A 17,957-nucleotide genomic window follows, 5' to 3' on the forward strand; every position below is an offset into this window, starting at 1 on the left:
GAACGCCAGATTCCACAGAAAGCCCGCCTAGTGCGGGCTTTTTGCTGTCTGGCGTTTGGGTTTTCTTCACGGCCTATATCTATGTAGTGCCTGCCAGTCGCATCGTTTTCGGACAATGGACCTTGTTTTCCATGACCTCATCAGGTCATGGCGCCGATTCCATTGCCTGCCGAGAGCCCGACCGCATGCCCCCAACTCCCTCTGCAACCGCTACCGTTTCTGCCGACGACACGAATGCGCTGTCATTCATGGCAGACAAACCTGCATTTCTCTCGAGCGATGATGCCGCAGCGTGTCTGCACGGCCTGCTGAAACCGCCGCGAAGTACCGAGTTGCACTGGTTCATTCTGAAAAGCGCGGACGAGCGCTTCTATTGCGTTCAGCGGATCGAGGCTAAAGCCAGCGGGGTCGAGGAAAAACTCCCTGATCCAGCCAAGGATCCGCGTCGAGAGTGGGCAGTGACTGCCGGTGCGAATGGCCAGTTGATCATTCCCAGAGGTTTTTCCCTCGAAGCGAGTTTCCATGCGCACCCGGCCAAGGTTCAAGGCGCCGACGAAGCCACCACGGAATGGGTTCAGCGCAATCGCTTCTTCACCATTGCCGATTTGTCTGCGGTGATGAATCCGCATCGAAAATACTCGAAATGTTATCTGAGTGCCGGTAACGGCGGACTTCTCTCGTACACGTCGACCAATCTACCGTTTGAACAGGAACTGTCGCCGCGCCTTGCGCCGAACCCGGATGGCGATTCGCGACGTTTTCAGATCCTGTATGAAGAGGGTTCGATTCCCAGCAGCCTGTGGATCCTGTTGGCGGTGGCGGCTGGAAAGGTAACCGTTGTGGTTCCCGGGGATCTCTGGCGGCACCGTGGCCGGCTCAAAGCCAGTTGGCGGTCGGACATTCTGCAGGCACCACCGGCGCTTAAAACCATGCCGATCTTTGGTCCGATCTGTCGAAATGCAAAAGAAGCAGCCGTCTATCTGCGAAAACAATTACCCGCGTTGCCGTCGGCAAATCCCAGTGTCGGTTTTATTCTCAAACATAACGTCAGTGATTTTCTGATCGTCACCGAGCCGGTCTCCCGCCAATACGCGAGCTTTGACCGCAGTGCGCTGTTTCCCGGGAATCAACAGGGTCAGCCGCGCATCCCCCGAGCCTTTCGCGTGCTTGGTATTTATCACTCGATTCAACCATCGCCGACATCGGGCGGGACCGATCTTTCGCGCAATTTTTTCTCTACCGCCGACCTCAAAGTCAGTCTGGCACGGGTCAGTGAGGCGCCTCATCAACGCATTTTTGCAATCACCCCCGACGGCGCTGTCTTGCGTTTCGCCAAACCGATACTGCCCAAGGTTCGCGAGTTGATCGCCGAACTCACCCAAGACCTTGAGCAAAAAATCAACTCCGGCGACATCAGTGCGCAGATGTTGATCGACAAAGTCGCCAGCGCCGGAATTCTCAGCGTCCTGCTCCCCAGTGCTGCATGGCCCCAGGCTGGAAGAGTCATGGCGTCATCTGCCGCACAGCAAGAGCCGTGATCAACCGCCATTGCGCTGATGACGATAGTCGCTGACCGCCTCGTACACCGCTTTGCGCAGGCGATTGATCCCGCCAATCGGGCGGTGCGCTTCAATGCCGAACCAGGGGTTGAAAGACAGGTTGTCGCAATCGAGGTTCTGCTGCGGTGTATCGAAATCCTGAGGTGGCACGGTGATACGGGCCACGGTTTCGAACGGCGAATCCTGCTCGCGCCACTCGATGCTGGTGTCCTCGATCGGCATGTATTTGTTGGCATCCTGGCGCTGAATCTGCAGCAGGAAACAGGCCGGTACGCGATCCGTCGAGAGTTGCTGATACAGGGCGCTGCGCAGGAAGTTCGGCAGATCCTGGTTTTGTTGGGGCAGGGTGTAGGCCGGGCAATTGTCGGGATCCGGCGTTACTCGGAACTTGGCGTTCGACTCGCCGAACTTGTACGGCGAGACCGAGAAATACGTGGTCCGTGTCGGGCTGTCCGGCGCAGGCGACAAGGTCGCCAGGGCAATAAACAGATGCCGGACTTGCCAGGTGCGGGGATCCCAACCGGGGAAAAACGCCATGACCTTTTTGCCGTCAGCTTGCGCCGCCACATTCTGACGATACTCGGCGACATCACTGACAAAGAAGTTCGGATGACTGAACATCACGAAGTCTTGCTCATGCTGTTGCTGGCGGTTGTCGAGCAAGGGTTTGCCGGGTACGTCGAGCAGTTTGATCGCCATGCCCCGGGCATCGCGGATGCTGTCGAACTGCGGATAGGCGTTGCCGTTGGACAGGCGAATCAGCGCTTGCCAGGTTTTCCCCGGCTCGCTGAACACGCCCTGCTGCAACGACTGGGCAAGTTGCGGCAGAACCAGCACCTGCGCCTTCACGCAACCATGCGCCTTGGCGTGAGCGTCGCGCAGATAGCGGGTCGGCTCGCGGTGCTGATCAACAATGCGCACGGCGGTCTGGATCACCTCTTGAGTCATGGCCGACTCGCCCGGCGGAATCTGCTCCAGCGCGGAAACCGGGCCACGGTGCTGCCAGGCAAACCAGGCCCAGGCAACGGCCCAGCCGAGCAGTCCGATGGCGAGTAACAACAGCAGGGTTTTGCCCAGGAGGCGCCCCAGCCACAACCAGATCCGGGCCAGCGGCGGGAGGTCTTTCTTGAAGGTCGAGATCATGGCAATTGCGCCTCCAGTGGACCGCCAAGGACTTTCAGGTATTCCAGCAACGCCCAACGTTCTTCGGGCTGCAACCAGCGGCCGATGACGCCGTTGCCGCGTTCACCCGCACGGAATTCATGCCCGCTGTTGTGGTTGCCGGTGATCCGCGTGTCGAACAGGAAGCCGTTGGTAAAAGCCTCGGTGCGATAGCCCAGATGACGCGGATCGTATTCGAAGCTGCCTTTATAGAAGGTGGTGGCGCGCTCATCCTGCGGCGACAGCAACTGATAAAGGCTCGGCACCGAACCGTTGTGCAGAAACGGCGCAGTGGCCCAGACGCCGGCCAGTGGGCGAGCCTTGTAGGCGACTTTTTCGCGCACACCGATCGGCAGGCCGAAACCGTCGAGTCGCGGTTTCTCTTGCGCAGTGACGTTGGCTTCGCGGTAAGCGCGGTTTTCGACGAATGCGGTGACGTACGCCAGGCCTTTGGCCACGGATAACTGGCTCAGATCTAGCGGCTCCTCGGGTGACGGGTGCAGTTTCACGTCCATTTTTTCCAGCTCCTTCAAGTCCCATTGCAGGGCCGTGAGGTCGAAACGATGGCTGGCGATGTTGTTGGCAGCATTCGGATCGGTGCCGATCACCTCCACTGGCAACAGGTGCAAATGTTGCACCCAGCGTTCGCCTTCCTGAGTCTTGCGCGGAACGTGGCAGCCGGCGCAGTTTTCGGTAAACAGTGCGCGCCCCCTGGCCGCCAGCGCTTTATCGACGACGCCAAACACGTCTTCCGGCCACGCGGGTGGTTGCAGGCGCTGCAGGGTTTCTTCGATTTTGTGCAGATCACGCACACGGACGCTGGAGGCATAGCGTTCATCACCTTGCAGCGGTTGGCCATTGGCGTCGAAGAAGTTCAGGGTGGCGCCGACACCCAATGCCTCGCCGATGTTGCGCGCCATCGGCTGTTGCGCAGAACCGTTCCACTGCACCCAGTCGAACGTCCACATGTCCCACAACTGCGGGTAGTCCACCGGCGCGTTGGCGACGCGATAGTTGGCGGGAGAAATGGCATCGCCGAACGTCGCGTTGGCAATCCGCCCGAATGCATCGGTGCGTCCCGGGCCTTCTTCGGTGGGGTAGAGGCCACGGTGGGTGTCGTTCCAGGCGACTTTCAGAAAGGTGTTCAGCGAGCCTTTGAAGTCTTTGCGCAGTTGCTCGCGGCGTGCGTCGTAGTCATTGCCCAGCACCTTGCGCGCGAAGCGTTCGAATTTCCATGGGTTGTAGTAAGTCGAGGTCAGACTGGCGACCAAGGCTTGTCCGAAACTGCCGCCGCGCAGCGTAGGAACACTGGAAGGCAATACGTGTTGCGCCGAGCCGCCATCAATACGCACGGCTTGGCCGTTAAAGCGCAATTCGCCGGTATGGCAAGCGGCGCAAGTTATGTCCAGATATTGCTCGGTGCTTCCGGGATTCTGGTGCCGCGCAAAGCCGACAGGAAGATTGCCGGGGTTGTTTGGCGTGGCTTTCTGTTGTGGATCAATCAGAAAGCCAAAGCGTGCGAGGTATTCGGGAGAGGCGAAACGCTGTTGCGAAAAGGGCAACTCCAGCGCCTGGAACCACTCGTAACGCAATCCTTTGACCTGAGTGCCCTGTGGCGTGAAGTAGTAGGTCTGGCGTTCTGCCTGCGACCACTGATTCAGGTAATGCACCTGCTGCACGGGGGTGTAGAAGGGTAATTTCGGATTGGCGACGTAATACAACACCACCGCAAGGACGAGTCCAAGCAGCACGACGATCAGGGTCAGCACACGGAATAAGAGGCGCAAGATAAACATCCTTGTCGAATTGTTGCGCTGTTATGCCTGAGCTTGACCCGGTGCGGCAAGTGGCCATTACGCCAAGTCATAAGGATGGGTGATTCGCTCGCGCTCAGGATCAGATGACAGAAGCTTCATCATCCGTTTGCCCAAATGCGTTTTGGTCCCTGAACTTATCGCAGGTTTACTGCTCTCATGCCGGTAGCCATTGGTCGTGGCGGCCTGATAAGCTCGCGGCTTTACTCGATTGCCCTTTCGGCGCATGAACAAGGAAATAGCATGAAACAGCATCGGTTGGCGGCGGCGGTAGCCCTGGTTAGCCTGGTCCTCGCGGGTTGTGATTCGCAGACCAGCGTAGAGCTGAAAACCCCGGCGCAAAAAGCTTCCTACGGTATCGGCCTGAACATGGGCAAGAGCCTGGCTCAGGAAGGCATGGATGACCTGGACTCCAAAGCGGTAGCCCAGGGCATCGAAGATGCCGTCGGCAAGAAAGAACAGAAGCTGAAAGATGAAGAACTGGTCGAAGCTTTCGCCGCGCTGCAAAAGCGTGCCGAAGAGCGCATGGCCAAGATGAGCGAAGAGTCGGCAGCTGCCGGCAAGAAGTTCCTCGAAGAAAACGGCAAGAAGGCTGGCGTGACTACCACCGCCTCGGGCTTGCAGTACGAAGTGGTCAAGAAAGCTGACGGCCCACAGCCTAAGCCTACCGACGTAGTGACCGTTCACTACACCGGCAAGCTGACCAACGGCACCGTTTTCGACAGCTCCGTCGAGCGCGGCAGCCCGATCGATCTGCCGGTGAGCGGCGTGATCCCGGGTTGGGTTGAAGGTCTGCAACTGATGCACGTTGGCGAGAAGTACAAACTGTACATCCCTAGCGATCTGGCTTACGGCGCACAATCGCCAAGCCCGGCAATCCCGGCCAACTCGGTTCTGGTTTTCGATCTGGAACTGCTGGCCATCAAGGATCCAGCCAAAGAAGACGCTGCTGCCGCCAAGTAATCGGCCAGGGCTTCAACAACAACGCCTCGCTTATGCGGGGCGTTGTTGCATCTGGACCTTGGCAAGGGTAAACAGAGCGAACCGATGCCGGTCAGAAGAGTCATAGCCTTTGAGGTTGCTGCGCTAGACGCCCTGAGCCGCCAAGTCAATGAAATATTGGGGTTTTTTATGTGAGTAAAAAACGCCCGATCTGAGCGCAGCCCTTATGAAACGGGGCTCTCAGCGCTGAAATGCAGCTCTGTTCACAAGGTTATCCACAATTTGTGTGGATAACATTTCAACGGGAGGAAAAGATGAAAGCTCCGTGGAATTTCGCTCGATTCCTGCCCTTGGCTGGCCGGTTGCTCGCTCGCGGTCGCCTGCCGACGTTGCTGTTTGCGGTAGCCAGCAAAGGCGCTGCGCAGGGCAATCGTCTCGGAAAACTGAAGGATGATCTGCGTTTGCTCCAGGCGCTATGCCTGGCCTACTGGCGCGGCGAGTATCGCGCTATCAGTCCCAAAGCGTTGATCTCGGTGGTCGCGGGGCTGATGTATTTCCTCAGTCCGGTCGATGCAATCCCGGATTTCATCCCGGTATTCGGCATGCTTGATGACATAGCCGTCCTCGCCTGGCTGATGAAAACCCTCGACGATGAACTCAGCGCCTTCAGACTTTGGCGCAATCGCCAGCAACCGGAAAAACTGGCGGTCGTCGAGCGACTGCCTGATACCCCCGCGCAACTGCAACTTCAGGGCCCGAAAAAGCCCTGATCCACCCAACCCGCCAACAGATAGATACCCCCCGCGACCTTGGCCGCTGTTAGGATTACACTTCTAGGGAAAAGTGCCGACTCGCTAAGTGTTGTTGTCCTACGGGGTAGTCATGGATATTCAGATAATTGCACGCGATGGCGAACCCGAATACGCGGTTCTGCCATGGGCTCAGTATCAGGCTCTACTGAAAGCAGCAGGCATCAACGAAACACCGTCGCGGCAGGCTCCAGAGCCAGTCGCGGCATCACCGGACCCGATTCTTCCAGGTCTGGATCAACTACGCAGTTTGCGCGAAGGGAAGGGCATCGCCATCGAGGCGCTGGCCCGCACGGTAGGCATCAGCCCGTCTTACCTGGCCATGATTGAAAGTGGTGAGCGTCTGCCTGACGCCGCGATTCGCCGCAGCCTGGCCTGGGAACTGACGGTGCCAGGGTGGAGGGAAGAATCGTGAGCGTACGCATCAGTCGACAACATTGGGACGGATTGCTGGGGGAGCTGGATCAGGCACGCAGGCAGCGCCATCTGCTGACTTATCGGGCGCTGCTCGAACGTTTGCAATTGCCGACGCCGGCGATGCAGACCCTGACCGCCGCGCTTGAGCATCTGGCGGCACTCGACGCCAAGGCCGAACAGCCGTTGCGCAGCTCGTTGGTAATCAGTCAGGGCGCGAGTCGTCTGCCGCGCACCGGTTTTTTCGAGTGCGTTGAGCGTCTGGGACGTTTTTCCGGGCCGTCCGATGGTGTTGCAGCGGCTTCCTGGCATGCTTCGGAAGTGGTCAGAGTCTTCGAATACGAGTACCCGGAATCGGCGGAGGCCTGAGTGTTTTTACGACTCAAGGCGCAGGCCAGCTACTGGTTGGCGCGCCGGCTGTTTCACTGGTCGTGGTTTGTCCGTCAGCCGCGCGGCTGGCGTTGGCTGGAGGGCCAGTTCGCACGCATGGCCAACCTCGGCGATGTCGGCGCGCAAAGCTTCTACGGACACATCCTGACCTTTCGCGGTGTCGGGCTGGGGGCGCGAGAAGAAGGCGTGCGCCTGTTGCGGTTGGCGGCCCTGGCCGGTGATGGCAAAGCGGCCTATCAGGTCGGTGTGATCAGCCTGGCAGGCACGCCAAGCAAAGCGCCGGATCCTGTCGAAGCCGCACGCTGGTGGAATATGGCGGCCAAGGCCGGGCATCCGTTGGCCGAGCTTAAATTGAAAGAACTGGGGACTGGAGGTTCAACGCAGTAACTTCAAATATGTCTGCCCAATAAACGTGGCGTGAGGGAAACCTCACGCCACGTTTGCGTTTATGCCGGTCTGTTTATTTTTTTTGATGTTTTACAGACTAGTCCTACATCCATTGCCTACTTGCCTGACTTCTTTCCTGATTGATCCCCCGCACAGTTCCCGCGCCTAATTTTTGCGCGAGGGAACGTTCATGCTCGACCCGGTCATTCAGTCCACTCCGTACGCCAGCGTACGTTGATGGAAGCCATCACCCGTATCGAGCAAGAGCTCGACAGCTTCCCCGACACCCTCAGCCTCTACCGCGAACAGCTCAAACATTGGGCCAGCCGTACAGCCGATACCGTCAGCCACGCCGCCGATCTGCCGTCGCTGATGGGCATGGAGCGGTTGATCCGCTTCGGTGAAAACACTAGCGCCGTCAGCAGTAGCGACGACCAGTTTTTCTCCCGCGTCGTCCAGTGCCCGAAGGGCGGATTGATGCTGATCGAGAGCAAGTTCGAATCGGTCTATGACATCCCGCTGGGCAACATCGTGGTTGATGTCGTGGCGGTAGATGGTGGCAAAACAGTACCCGTGACCCTTGATGCCCAAGGCCAGGGCGAATTTCGCGGCGAAGAGGGCAAGTTCTATCGGGTGCATGTGCACAGCGCTGTCACCCCGAAACAAGTTGAAGATCTTTTCGAATCCTACGATGGCCTGACCGTTGAGCTGGATGATTGGTTGCGCAGCGAGTGGCAGGGATTCAAGCCGCAGTGGTCGCAGTCGGTGGCGACGGCGGCGGGCAACGGCATGCTCGCCGGCAGTTGGGCGGCGATCGAAGGGGTGTGGGACAGCATTGGGATGCTGTCGGACATTCTCAAGGATCCGGGCGCGTTTGCAGAGCGCCTGGGCAGTGGCGCGGCGGATCTGATCGATCTGGTTGCGAACGCTCCCGAGCTCACGGAAAAGCTGCAGTTGCTGGTCAGTGACGAGGCCGCGCTGTGTTTGCTGTTACGTACGGCCAGCCTTTGGCTGGAGATGCTGCCGCCCAGTGAGGTCTTCGGCAAAACCGCTGAAGTGGTGTCGCTGGTCATCGTGCAATTGTTGATTGATGTGCTGATTGCCGTTGTTCTGACGTTTGCCAGTGGCGGCGCGGGCATCGCTTATCTGACGCTGCGTATGGCGGATCGCGCGGTTCAACTGCTGTCGGCGGTGATGCGGTTGGTGAAGGCGTTGTTCGGCATCGTCAGTGGCTTCATCAAGTACGTTGATAAATACAAGACCGTTGCCGCGCGCGGGATCGCGGCCAGTGTGAAAAAAGGCCGGATGCAATTGCGCTGGAATGCCAAGCGCAACGCTTTGCTGAAGAAAAACGAACACCACGACGACGCTCCGGATCAGGCGAAAAACCCCAACGGTGACAGCGCCGATTGTGTGCCCGGTACTTGCACCAACGGCTGCCCGGTGTCGATGGTCACTGGCGAGGAACTGCTGACCCTCACCGATGGCGTGTTGGATGGTTTGCTGCCGTTTGAGTTCACCCGTTTGTATCGCACCAGCGCGGCCGAGATCGATGTCGGGCTAGGGTTTGGCTGGAGTCACTCGCTGGCGCATCGGCTGGAGTTCGATGGCGATTTTGTGGTCTGGGTTGACCATGAGAACCGGCGTACGCGGTTTCCGTTGCCTAGCGTTGCGCGGCCGGCGATTCACAACAGTTTGTCGCGGGCGGCGATTTTCCTCGGGGATGAGCCGGAGGAGTTGATCCTCGCGCTGGCGGGGGACGCGGCGCGGTTTTATCACTTTCGGGCTGGAAGGCTGGCGGCGGTCAGTGATGGGTATGGCAACCGTCTGCGTATTAGTCGGGATCGTCAGGATCGTGTTCAGCGGCTGGATAACGGGGCTGGGCGGGCGTTGTTGTTGCGCTACGATCGGGCTCATCTGGTTGCGGTGGATTACCAGCGCTTTGATCCGACGCAGAATCTTGCTGAGCCTTGGCACACCGAGCAGACCCTCGTCAGTTACGCCTATGACGCCTATCAGCACCTGATCGAAGCGCGTAACGCCGTCGGCGACAGCGAGCGTTACGACTACGACGATCAGCACGTCATTCTGCAGCGCCAGTTGACCGGTGGCGCGAGCTTCTTCTGGGAGTGGGAGCGCGCTGGCAATGCTGCCCGCTGCGTGCGGCACTGGGCCTCGTTCTCGCAGATGGACACCCGTTACGTCTGGGACGACGACGGCAGCGTGGCGGTGCATTACGTCGATGGCACCGAAGAAACCTACGTCCACGACGACCGTGCACGCCTGGTGCGCAAGGTCGAAGCCGACGGCGGCGAGCATCTCAAGGCTTACGACGACGCGGGACGTTTGATCGCCGAGCAGGATCCTTTAGGCGCCGTTACCGAATACCGCTACGACGACGTCGGACGGCTGGTCGCGCTGCTTCCGCCGGACGATGAGCCGACGTCCTACGAGTACCGCAACGGTTTCCTGCACAGCCGCTGCCGTGGCGAGGCGGTGTGGACCTACCGGCGCAATGCCCAGGGCGATGTCACCGAAGCGGTTGATCCCGACGGGCAGGTCAGCCATTACCACTACGACGCTCGCGGGCAGTTGCTGTCGATCCGTTATCCGGACACCAGTCGGCATGTTTTCGTCTGGAACACGCTCGGTCAACTGACGGAAGAAACCCTACCCGATGGCGGCGTGCGGCGTTTTTCCTACGACGCTCTGGGGCGGCGGACGACCACTGTTGATGAACACGGCGCGATCACGCGGCAGCACTGGGACGCGGTTGGCCGACTGATCCAGACGACTTCTCCTACAGGTTCCACCCGTGCCTACAGCTACGGCGCTTATGGCCAGGTCACCGCCGAACGCGACGAACTCGGGCGCATCACCCGCTACGAGTATGACGATGACCTCCACTTGGTCTCGCGCAAGATCAACCCCGACGGCACGCGGGTGCAGTATCGCTACGACCATGCGCAGCTGCTGCTCACCGAAATCGAGAACGAGTCCGGCGAAAAGTACCAACTGGACTACACACCAACCGGACTGATCCGACAGGAAAGCGGCTTCGACGGCCGACGCACGGCCTACGCCTACGACCTCAATGGCCATCTGCTGGAAAAGACCGAGTTCGGCGATGACGGCTCTGTTTTGCTCACCGCTTACGAGCGCGATGCCGCCGGGCGCCTGCTGATCAAGACCTTGCCGGATGGGATCAAGGTCGAATACCGCTACGACCGCCTCGGCCGACTGACCGGCGTCGACGATGGCCAAAAGCACCCGCTGGCCTTCGAATACGACCTGCAGGATCGGCTGATCACCGAGCATCAGGGCTGGGGCACCTTGCGTTATACCTACGACGCCTGCGGCCAGCTCAAACGCCAGCGTCTGCCGGACAACAGCAAGCTCGACTACCACTACGCCAAGGGCGGCGCGCTCACCGCAATCCACCTCAACGGCGCGCCCCTGACTTCGCATCGCTATGAGTCCGGTCGTGAACAACAGCGCAAACAAGGCCTGCTGCTCAGCAAATATGCCTACGACGATCAGGGCCGCTTGCTCGCCCACGCCGTAGGCCATGAGCACGCTTCGCTGTACCGCCGCGATTATGCCTACAGCGCCAACGGCAATCTGCAGCACATAACCGACACCCGCCACGGCCAGCGCACCTACGGCTATGACGCCCTCGACCGGCTGATCCGCGTACGCCACTCGCGCGACGAACTGCCGGAATCCTTCGCCCACGATCCCGCCGGCAATCTGCTGATGCAGGACCGTCCCGGCCCGACACAGATCAAGGGCAACCGCCTGCTGCTGCAGGGCGACCGCCACTACGACTACGACGCCTTCGGCAACCTGATCCGCGAACGGCGTGGCACCGCGCAAAAACTCGTCACCGAATACCGCTATGACAGCCAGCACCGCCTCATCGGCCTGACCCGTCCCGACGGCAAAACCGCGTCCTACCAGTACGACGCCTTCAACCGGCGCATCCGCAAAACCGTCGACGGCACCACCACCGAGTTTTTCTGGCAAGGCGACCACCTCGTCGCCGAAAGCAGCAAAACCCACCACCGCAGCTACGTCTACGAACCCGGCACCTTCCGCCCGCTGGCGCTGCTCGACGGCAAAGGCCCGAAGAAGGCCTGCCCGTTCTACTACCAACTCGACCATCTCGGCACCCCGCAGGAACTCACCGACTACAGCGGCGAAATCGTCTGGTCGGCGCAATACGACGCCTACGGCAAAGTCGCCGCGATCACCCTGGCCGGCGAGGATTACCTGGACCAGCCACTGCGCTTTCAGGGGCAGTATTTCGATGGGGAAAGCGGGCTGCACTACAACCGCCATCGGTATTACGACCCGAGGTTGGGACGGTATCTGACGCCGGATCCGATCAAGTTGGCCGGTGGGTTGAATCAGTACCAGTACGTGCCGAACCCGACGGGGTGGGTGGATCCGTTGGGGTTAGCTTGCACTCCTTGTCCTGGATCGGGTGTTGCTGATGGCCCCTACAGTGAAATCGTTCCAGGAGGAGGGTTAGAGGCCCATGAGTCTCGAGGAGGGCATGCTATTGCGAGACATGTCGATAGGTCGGAGGCTCAACTAAGAGCTAGACTATTAGCTGAACCGAACATACCTATTGCGTCAACATTTCTTAATAGAGCTGAAGCTGAGGCTGCACTCTCAAATGTTATGAGGATCAACAAAGTAAAAATTGATGACTTTCTAGCAGGTAACGCAAATAAACTCGTGATTAATGAGCGGGTGTCTGCTCCTGCTGGTGTGGGTGTTGTGAGGCAGAGCGGAAATTTGGAACAACTGTCTAGTATTAGATTAGTGCTACGGCGAGATTCAACTTCACCACTTGGTTACTTTATCTTGACGGGGTTTGTAAATGACAACTGAAGATTTTCCTAGCCTATTCCAGTTTCTCGGGGCCTATTTTCACGAAGACTGGATGTGTGAGTTTGACTTGGCAGATGACGTTGTTAGATCTTTCCTCGCGGACTCAGAAGGTTTTGTAGTAAGTGAAGTGATAAAGGAAATCGATACCTTGTTGGCCGTGGAGATGACAGAACACGAAACTCGAGATTTTTTGCTGAAAGAAATTGGATGTTGTTACTGCTATTGGCATGACTGGCAAAATGGATATGCTTGGTTGAAGCATATTTCTGCAGTTCTTCAAGAGGATTCACAAACTTATGTTTAAATTTTTCTTGGATAGCTTTTATTATTTTTGATCAATAAGAATATTGATTCATGAGCCGTCCTCTTCGCGGGCAAGCCCGCTCCCACATGGATTTATGCTGTTTGGAGGATCAGCGTTGGCCAATTAGTTGTGAGGTATGGAGATCGGGGGCGGTGAGGCTGTCGAGTAGGTGCACGCTATACCCCGGAACATTCTTCGCATGATGCTTCGCCTGCGAGGCCATCTCCGCGAGTTGGCTCGCATCAAGTTGTGCGCAGGCTTCGGGATGCAGGTGGACGACGCCGATAGACAGTGACAGAAGCGGAAATTCCTGCCGCACCCCTTGGCGATTCGGCGCAATGAAGCAACCTGCTTCAAGATGTTCGGGGCGGTAAAAGCGGCGGCATTGGCTTTGGAAGTCATCAAGCAACTGGTTGAGGCGTTTGCGCCAGTCCTCGGGGCCGAGAACGAGTAGGAAGTCATCGCCGCCGATGTGGCCGACGAAGTCGCGCGACGGGTCGACGCGTTCGTTGAGGCATTGCGCCAGGCACAGCAGGACTTCGTCGCCGCGGCCGTAGCCGTAGATGTCGTTGAAGGGTTTGAAGCTGTCGATGTCGACGTAGCAGATGATCGATTCGCGGCCCTGTTGCAGCAGGCGGGTCAGGCATTGCTGAATGGGGACGTTGCCCGGTAGCAGGGTCAGTGGGTTGGCGTAGCGGGCTTGCTGGATTTTCAGTTCGGTGATCAGTTTGAGTACGTCGATCACGCGCCCGAGGCCGAGGTAGCCGCCGTTGAGGGTGATGATGAAGTCTTCTTCAATGCGTTGGCGGGCGCGGCTGGTGATCAGGCGGCTGACCTGCTGTAGCGACTGGCTCATCTCCACGGCGAGGAAGTCGTCGTTCATCAAGCGGCTGATGGGTTTGCGGGCGAACAGGTCGGTGGCGAAGGGTTTGAGCAGGGCATCCGATAGGGAGTGGCGGTGAACGATGCCGCATGGCTGGCCTTGTTCGTCGAGGACGGCCAGTGAGTTGAGGTTGGCCTGGCGGCGGAAGGCTTCCAGCACAGTGGCGGTCGGCGTGTCGCGATGCACGGCGGGTTGGTCATTGAGCAGAGCGCTGAGATCGCTGCCTTCGTCGTTCAACGCTACGGCGCTGCTGTCGTGTTTCGGCATCAAGGCCCGGGCGTCGCGGGGCGGATGTTCCTGCGGTCGGCCGAGCAGGTAACCCTGTACCAGATCGACACCCATCTCGGTCAGCACCGCCAACTCTTCCGGCAATTCGATACCTTCGGCAATGACTTGCGCCCGCGAGGCCTTGGCGATTTGCAGGATCGATCCAACAAACTCTCGCTTCAACGCATCCTGATGAATACCGTCGATGAAGTGCCGGTCGATCTTCACGTAATCCGGACGCAGTTCCGACCACAGGCGCAGGCTCGAATACCCGGCACCGAGGTCATCCAGCGCAATCGAGAAGCCCATGGCTCGATAGTGATGCAGTGCAGTTTGCAGCAATTGGAAGTCGTCGATCGGCGTCTGTTCGGTCAGTTCGATGACTACCTGGCTTGGCGGAATGCCGAAGTCCTGCAGCAATTGCAACGTACGCCCCGGCTGGTGCGCAGCTTCGAGCAAGGACTCCGGCGAGACGTTAAGAAACAGCTTCCCCGGCAGTTGCTGCTCGTTGAAACGGCGGCAGGCGCTCTGCCGGCAGGCGATTTCCAGTTCACTCAAACGGCCGGCCTGACGCGCTACGGCGAACAATGCGATGGGTGAATGAAGAGGGCTATTGGACGGGCCGCGGGTAAGGGCTTCGTAACCGAGGATGCGTCGTTCGGAGAGACAGATGATCGGCTGGAACAGGCTGTGTAATCCGCTTTGAGTCAGGATCGAGCTCAAGGCACTCAGCTGTTCGGTCGTGGTCATGGCAATCTCTGGCGATAAAAAAAGGACTGGGAGCGCTCTCGATGAAGAGAGTGGCTCCCAGTCCTTTATTGCACGACAGAATGATGACTGTTTGATGACGATCCGGGGATCGTCAGCATTAAATTGCCATCACTTTACTTCTTGGCCACCTGATTGCTCAGCTTCAGGTAATCCAGCAGCACACGCCCTGTTTCGCTCAGGTAGGCATCGTCTTCCGGTTTGACCTTGTCCGGCTCAGCGGCGGCGAGGGCGTCTTCGTCCTCTTTCTTCAGCTCTTTGAGCGGCTCTTCGCCTTTGGCCTTGCGACGGATGTTTTCCATCGTCAGCTGTTTGGCGTCGATGTCGGCGTGCTGGGCACGACGATCGGCCTCGTTGAGGCTGACGGTTTTTTCTTCCATCAGTTTCTGCGCCAGCGCCAGCTTGTCACGGATGAAGACGAACTCGGCATCCTTGGCGGTGCGCGTGTCGTGCTCGGACTTGAGTTGGGCCAGGTACGGTTTGAACGGATCGGCTGCCGGTTTGATCGCCGCGCGGATGGTGTCCCACGGCATGGCTTCCGGCAGGGCACTCTCGCCGATTTCCTTGGTGTCGATCAGCGACGGGTAGTCGATGTCCGGCAGGACGCCCTGATGCTGGGTGCTCTGACCGGAGACCCGGTAGAACTTGGCCAGGGTCAGTTTCAGTTCGCCATGGTTCAGCGGCTGAATGGTCTGCACGGTGCCTTTACCGAAGGTCTGGCCACCGATGATCAGCGCGCGGTGATAGTCCTGCATGGCGCCGGCGAAGATCTCCGAAGCCGAGGCAGACAGGCGGTTGACCAGCAGCGCCATCGGGCCTTTGTAGAACGCACCCGGGTTTTCATCTTCCAGCACATCGACACGGCCATCGGCGTTACGCACGAGGACGGTCGGGCCCTTGTCGATGAACAGGCTGGTCAGCTCGGTGGCTTCCTGCAAGGAGCCGCCGCCATTGTTGCGCAGGTCGATGACCACGCCGTCGACTTTGTCTTTCTGCAGTTCGGTCAGCAGTTTCTTGACGTCGCGGGTGGTGCTCTTGTAGTCCGGATCACCGGCACGGAACGCCTTGAAGTCGAGGTAGAAGGCCGGGATCTCGATGACGCCGAGTTTGTAGTCCTTGCCGTCCTGTTTCAGGTTCAGGATGGACTTCTTCACGGCCTGGTCTTCGAGCTTCACCGCTTCACGGGTGATCGGCACGATCTTGGTGGTCTGGTCGTTCGGCGCGTTGCTCGCCGGAATCACTTCCAGGCGCACGACGGTGCCTTTCGGACCGCGGATCAGCTTGACCACTTCGTCCAGACGCCAGCCGACCACGTCGACCATCTCTTTGTTGCCTTGGGCAACACCGATGATCTTGTCGGCCGGAGCGACCTGCTTGGTCTTGTCAGCCGGGCCTGCCGGCACCAGACGCACGACTTTCACCTGGTCGTTGTCGCTCTGCAACACGGCGCCGATGCCCTCGAGGGACAGGCTCATGTTGATGTCGAAGTTTTCCGCGTTATCCGGCGACAGATAGTTGGTGTGCGGATCGTAAGACATGGCGAAGGTGTTGATGTACGCCTGGAAGATGTCTTCCGGACGGGTCTGGTCCAGGCGCGACAACTGGTTCTTGTAACGCTTGGTCAGGGTTTCCTGGATCTGCTTCGGCTCTTTGCCGGCGATCTTCATCCGCAGCACTTCGTCCTTGACGCGTTTGCGCCACAGGTCGTCGAGTTCAGCGGTGGATTTGAGCCAAGGGGCGTCCTTGCGATCGATCAGCAAGGTTTCCCTGGTGGTGAAGTCCATCTTGTCGACGCCTTTGTTCAGCTCGGCAAGGGCGAAGTCCAGACGCGCCTTGACGCGGTCCAGATAGCGCTTGTAGATGGTGAACCCGGCGTTGAGGTCGCCGCTTTTGAGGAAGTCGTCAAACTGGGTTTTCCACTTGTCGAATTCGGCAATGTCGCTGGCCATGAAGTAGCTGCGCGACGGGTCGAGCAGCTTGAGGTAGCTGTCGTAGATGATCACCGAGCGCGCATCGTCGAGCGGCGGCTTGCTGTAGTGGTGACGCTTGAGCAACTCGACGACGTTCAGGCTGGCGATGACTTCATCGCGATCAGGCTGCAACTTGTCCCAGCTGTTGGCTGCGAATGTGGTGCCAGACACCGGCAACAGGCCGATACCGATAAAAAGAGCGAGGGCGGTGCTGGGGAGCAAATGCTTCATGCTGATTCGACGCGGGGACAATTGATAACGCATATTAGGCCGTCTTTGAAGTCGCCGGTTCTACGAGAGCCGGTCGCATAATGCAAAAAGCCCGGCGCTACAGCTTCGGGCTCAGTCCAGACTCACTATGGAGGCACTGTGAAGGCATTGCAAGGCGTGGAAGGTCAAGTGGCATGGGTTGAAGAGCCGAGTCCTACGTGTGATGTAGGACAAGTCCGCATTCGAGTGGCGGCAGCCGGCCTCAATCGCGCTGATTTATTACAGAAGGCAGGGCTTTATCCGCCCCCGCCCGGCGCCAGCCAAGTGCTCGGTCTGGAGTGTTCCGGGGTGATCAGCGAGGTTGGTGCGGGCAGTTCGTGGCAGGTGGGCGACCGGGTCTGCGCCTTGCTGGCCGGGGGCGGCATGGCCGAAGAGGTGGTGGTCGACGGACGGCATGTGCTGCCGGTGCCGGAAGGTGTATCGCTGATCGAAGCAGCGGCATTACCCGAGGTTTACGCAACAGTCTGGCTGAATGTGTTTCAACTTGCGGCACTCAAACCCGGTGAGAAAGTTCTCCTGCACGCCGGGGCAAGTGGAATCGGTTCAGCCGCCATTCAGTTGTGCAAGGCGTTTGGCAACCCTTGCTGGGTCAGCGTCGGCTCCACCGAGCGTTTGGCTTACTGTGAAGCGCTGGGAGCCCAGGGCGGGGTGGTGCGTACCGATGACCTGGAAAGTCTGCGCGACTTCGGGCCGTTCGATGTGATTCTCGATCCGGTCGGGGGCAATTATTCGGTGCTCAATCTCAAGCTGATGGCGCTGGATGGGCGTTGGGTGTTGATTGGTTTGATGGGCGGTCGTGAGGCAAAACTGGATCTGGCGCAGGTGTTGGCCAAGCGTGTGCAACTGCTGGGCTCGACCCTGCGCAGTCGTGACGATCAGTTCAAGGCCGATCTGTTCAGTGATCTGAGCCAGCATGTGTGGCCGCTGTTTGCCGAAGGGCGGCTGCGTCCGCAGTTGGCCAAGGCTTTTGCGGTGAAAGACGCCGAGGCGGCGTTTGCCGAGCTGGCGAGCAATACGGTTTCGGGGAAACTGGTGTTGGTGATTGACGACAGCCTGAGCTGAGAACGCAAACCCTGTAGGAGTGAGCCTGCTCGCGATGGCGGTCTGTCAGTCAGCATTG

The 17,957-nt window shown here is 58.9% G+C and carries 13 protein-coding genes; 9 read left to right on the top strand and 4 right to left on the bottom strand.

Annotation, left to right across the window (positions count from 1 at the left end; all coding sequences use genetic code 11):
• The first annotated feature begins 122 nt into the window (after positions 1 to 122).
• The gene (locus KI231_RS08885) at positions 123 to 1,538 is read left to right on the top strand and encodes a hypothetical protein (RefSeq protein ID WP_213028008.1); all 1,416 of its coding nucleotides are present in this window, start codon (positions 123 to 125) and stop codon (positions 1,536 to 1,538) included.
• Here the strand turns inward: KI231_RS08885 and KI231_RS08890 are convergent, their stop codons facing one another.
• The gene (locus KI231_RS08890; RefSeq protein WP_213028009.1) at positions 1,539 to 2,702 is read right to left on the bottom strand and encodes a catalase family protein; all 1,164 of its coding nucleotides are present in this window, start codon (positions 2,700 to 2,702) and stop codon (positions 1,539 to 1,541) included.
• Positions 2,699 to 4,507: a di-heme-cytochrome C peroxidase gene (locus tag KI231_RS08895; protein ID WP_213028010.1), complete on the bottom strand. Its 1,809-nt coding sequence runs from the start codon at positions 4,505 to 4,507 to the stop codon at positions 2,699 to 2,701. Before KI231_RS08895 ends, KI231_RS08890 begins: the two co-directional genes overlap by 4 nt.
• A gap of 270 nt (positions 4,508 to 4,777) precedes the next feature.
• Here KI231_RS08895 and bamJ point away from each other — a divergent pair, with 270 nt between their 5' ends.
• The 7 genes from bamJ (at position 4,778) to KI231_RS08930 (ending at position 12,679) form a co-directional block, all read left to right on the top strand.
• Positions 4,778 to 5,497, top strand: a complete 720-nt coding sequence (bamJ, locus tag KI231_RS08900) for a BamJ family beta-barrel-assembly machinery protein (protein ID WP_103306955.1) — start codon at positions 4,778 to 4,780, stop codon at positions 5,495 to 5,497.
• Positions 5,498 to 5,790: 293 nt separating this feature from the next.
• Entirely contained in the window at positions 5,791 to 6,246 is a 456-nt protein-coding gene (locus KI231_RS08905; RefSeq protein WP_213028011.1) for a YkvA family protein, read from the top strand.
• A gap of 112 nt (positions 6,247 to 6,358) precedes the next feature.
• Positions 6,359 to 6,700, top strand: coding sequence for a helix-turn-helix domain-containing protein (locus KI231_RS08910; RefSeq protein ID WP_213028012.1), 342 nt, complete (start codon positions 6,359 to 6,361; stop codon positions 6,698 to 6,700).
• Positions 6,697 to 7,068: a hypothetical protein gene (locus KI231_RS08915; RefSeq protein WP_003223109.1), complete on the top strand. Its 372-nt coding sequence runs from the start codon at positions 6,697 to 6,699 to the stop codon at positions 7,066 to 7,068. The genes KI231_RS08910 and KI231_RS08915 overlap by 4 nt, the downstream gene beginning before the upstream one ends.
• Complete coding sequence (locus KI231_RS08920; protein WP_103307431.1) at positions 7,069 to 7,476, top strand: SEL1-like repeat protein; 408 nt, start codon at positions 7,069 to 7,071, stop codon at positions 7,474 to 7,476.
• Positions 7,477 to 7,713: 237 nt separating this feature from the next.
• Positions 7,714 to 12,375, top strand: coding sequence for an RHS repeat-associated core domain-containing protein (locus KI231_RS08925; protein WP_213028013.1), 4,662 nt, complete (start codon positions 7,714 to 7,716; stop codon positions 12,373 to 12,375).
• Positions 12,365 to 12,679 carry a contact-dependent growth inhibition system immunity protein gene (locus KI231_RS08930; RefSeq protein ID WP_213028014.1) on the top strand — a complete coding sequence of 105 codons (315 nt, stop codon included), beginning with the start codon at positions 12,365 to 12,367 and terminating at the stop codon, positions 12,677 to 12,679. The genes KI231_RS08925 and KI231_RS08930 overlap by 11 nt, the downstream gene beginning before the upstream one ends.
• A 109-nt stretch (positions 12,680 to 12,788) precedes the next feature.
• Here KI231_RS08930 and KI231_RS08935 read toward each other — a convergent pair whose 3' ends face one another.
• A complete protein-coding gene (locus KI231_RS08935) occupies positions 12,789 to 14,579 on the bottom strand; it encodes a bifunctional diguanylate cyclase/phosphodiesterase (protein ID WP_213028015.1) in 1,791 nt (596 codons plus the stop codon).
• A gap of 134 nt (positions 14,580 to 14,713) precedes the next feature.
• Complete coding sequence (locus tag KI231_RS08940; protein ID WP_213028016.1) at positions 14,714 to 16,798, bottom strand: carboxy terminal-processing peptidase; 2,085 nt, start codon at positions 16,796 to 16,798, stop codon at positions 14,714 to 14,716.
• 138 nt (positions 16,799 to 16,936) lie between these two features.
• On the opposite strand from KI231_RS08940, the gene KI231_RS08945 reads away from it, so the two are divergent.
• Positions 16,937 to 17,899, top strand: coding sequence for a zinc-binding dehydrogenase (locus tag KI231_RS08945; RefSeq protein ID WP_213028017.1), 963 nt, complete (start codon positions 16,937 to 16,939; stop codon positions 17,897 to 17,899).
• Positions 17,900 to 17,957: the final 58 nt, after the last annotated feature.

It is taken from the genome of Pseudomonas sp. Seg1 (assembly GCF_018326005.1).
In the GTDB taxonomy this organism is placed as follows: Bacteria; Pseudomonadota; Gammaproteobacteria; order Pseudomonadales; family Pseudomonadaceae; genus Aquipseudomonas.

Coding starts and splice junctions, on each gene's coding strand:
- KI231_RS08890 (WP_213028009.1), bottom strand. CDS start 2,702: ATGATCTCGACCTTCAAGAAAGACCTCCCGCCGCTGGCCCGGATCTGG.
- bamJ (WP_103306955.1), top strand. CDS start 4,778: ATGAAACAGCATCGGTTGGCGGCGGCGGTAGCCCTGGTTAGCCTGGTC.
- KI231_RS08905 (WP_213028011.1), top strand. CDS start 5,791: ATGAAAGCTCCGTGGAATTTCGCTCGATTCCTGCCCTTGGCTGGCCGG.
- KI231_RS08910 (WP_213028012.1), top strand. CDS start 6,359: ATGGATATTCAGATAATTGCACGCGATGGCGAACCCGAATACGCGGTT.
- KI231_RS08925 (WP_213028013.1), top strand. CDS start 7,714: ATGGAAGCCATCACCCGTATCGAGCAAGAGCTCGACAGCTTCCCCGAC.
- KI231_RS08930 (WP_213028014.1), top strand. CDS start 12,365: ATGACAACTGAAGATTTTCCTAGCCTATTCCAGTTTCTCGGGGCCTAT.
- KI231_RS08935 (WP_213028015.1), bottom strand. CDS start 14,579: ATGACCACGACCGAACAGCTGAGTGCCTTGAGCTCGATCCTGACTCAA.
- KI231_RS08940 (WP_213028016.1), bottom strand. CDS start 16,798: ATGAAGCATTTGCTCCCCAGCACCGCCCTCGCTCTTTTTATCGGTATC.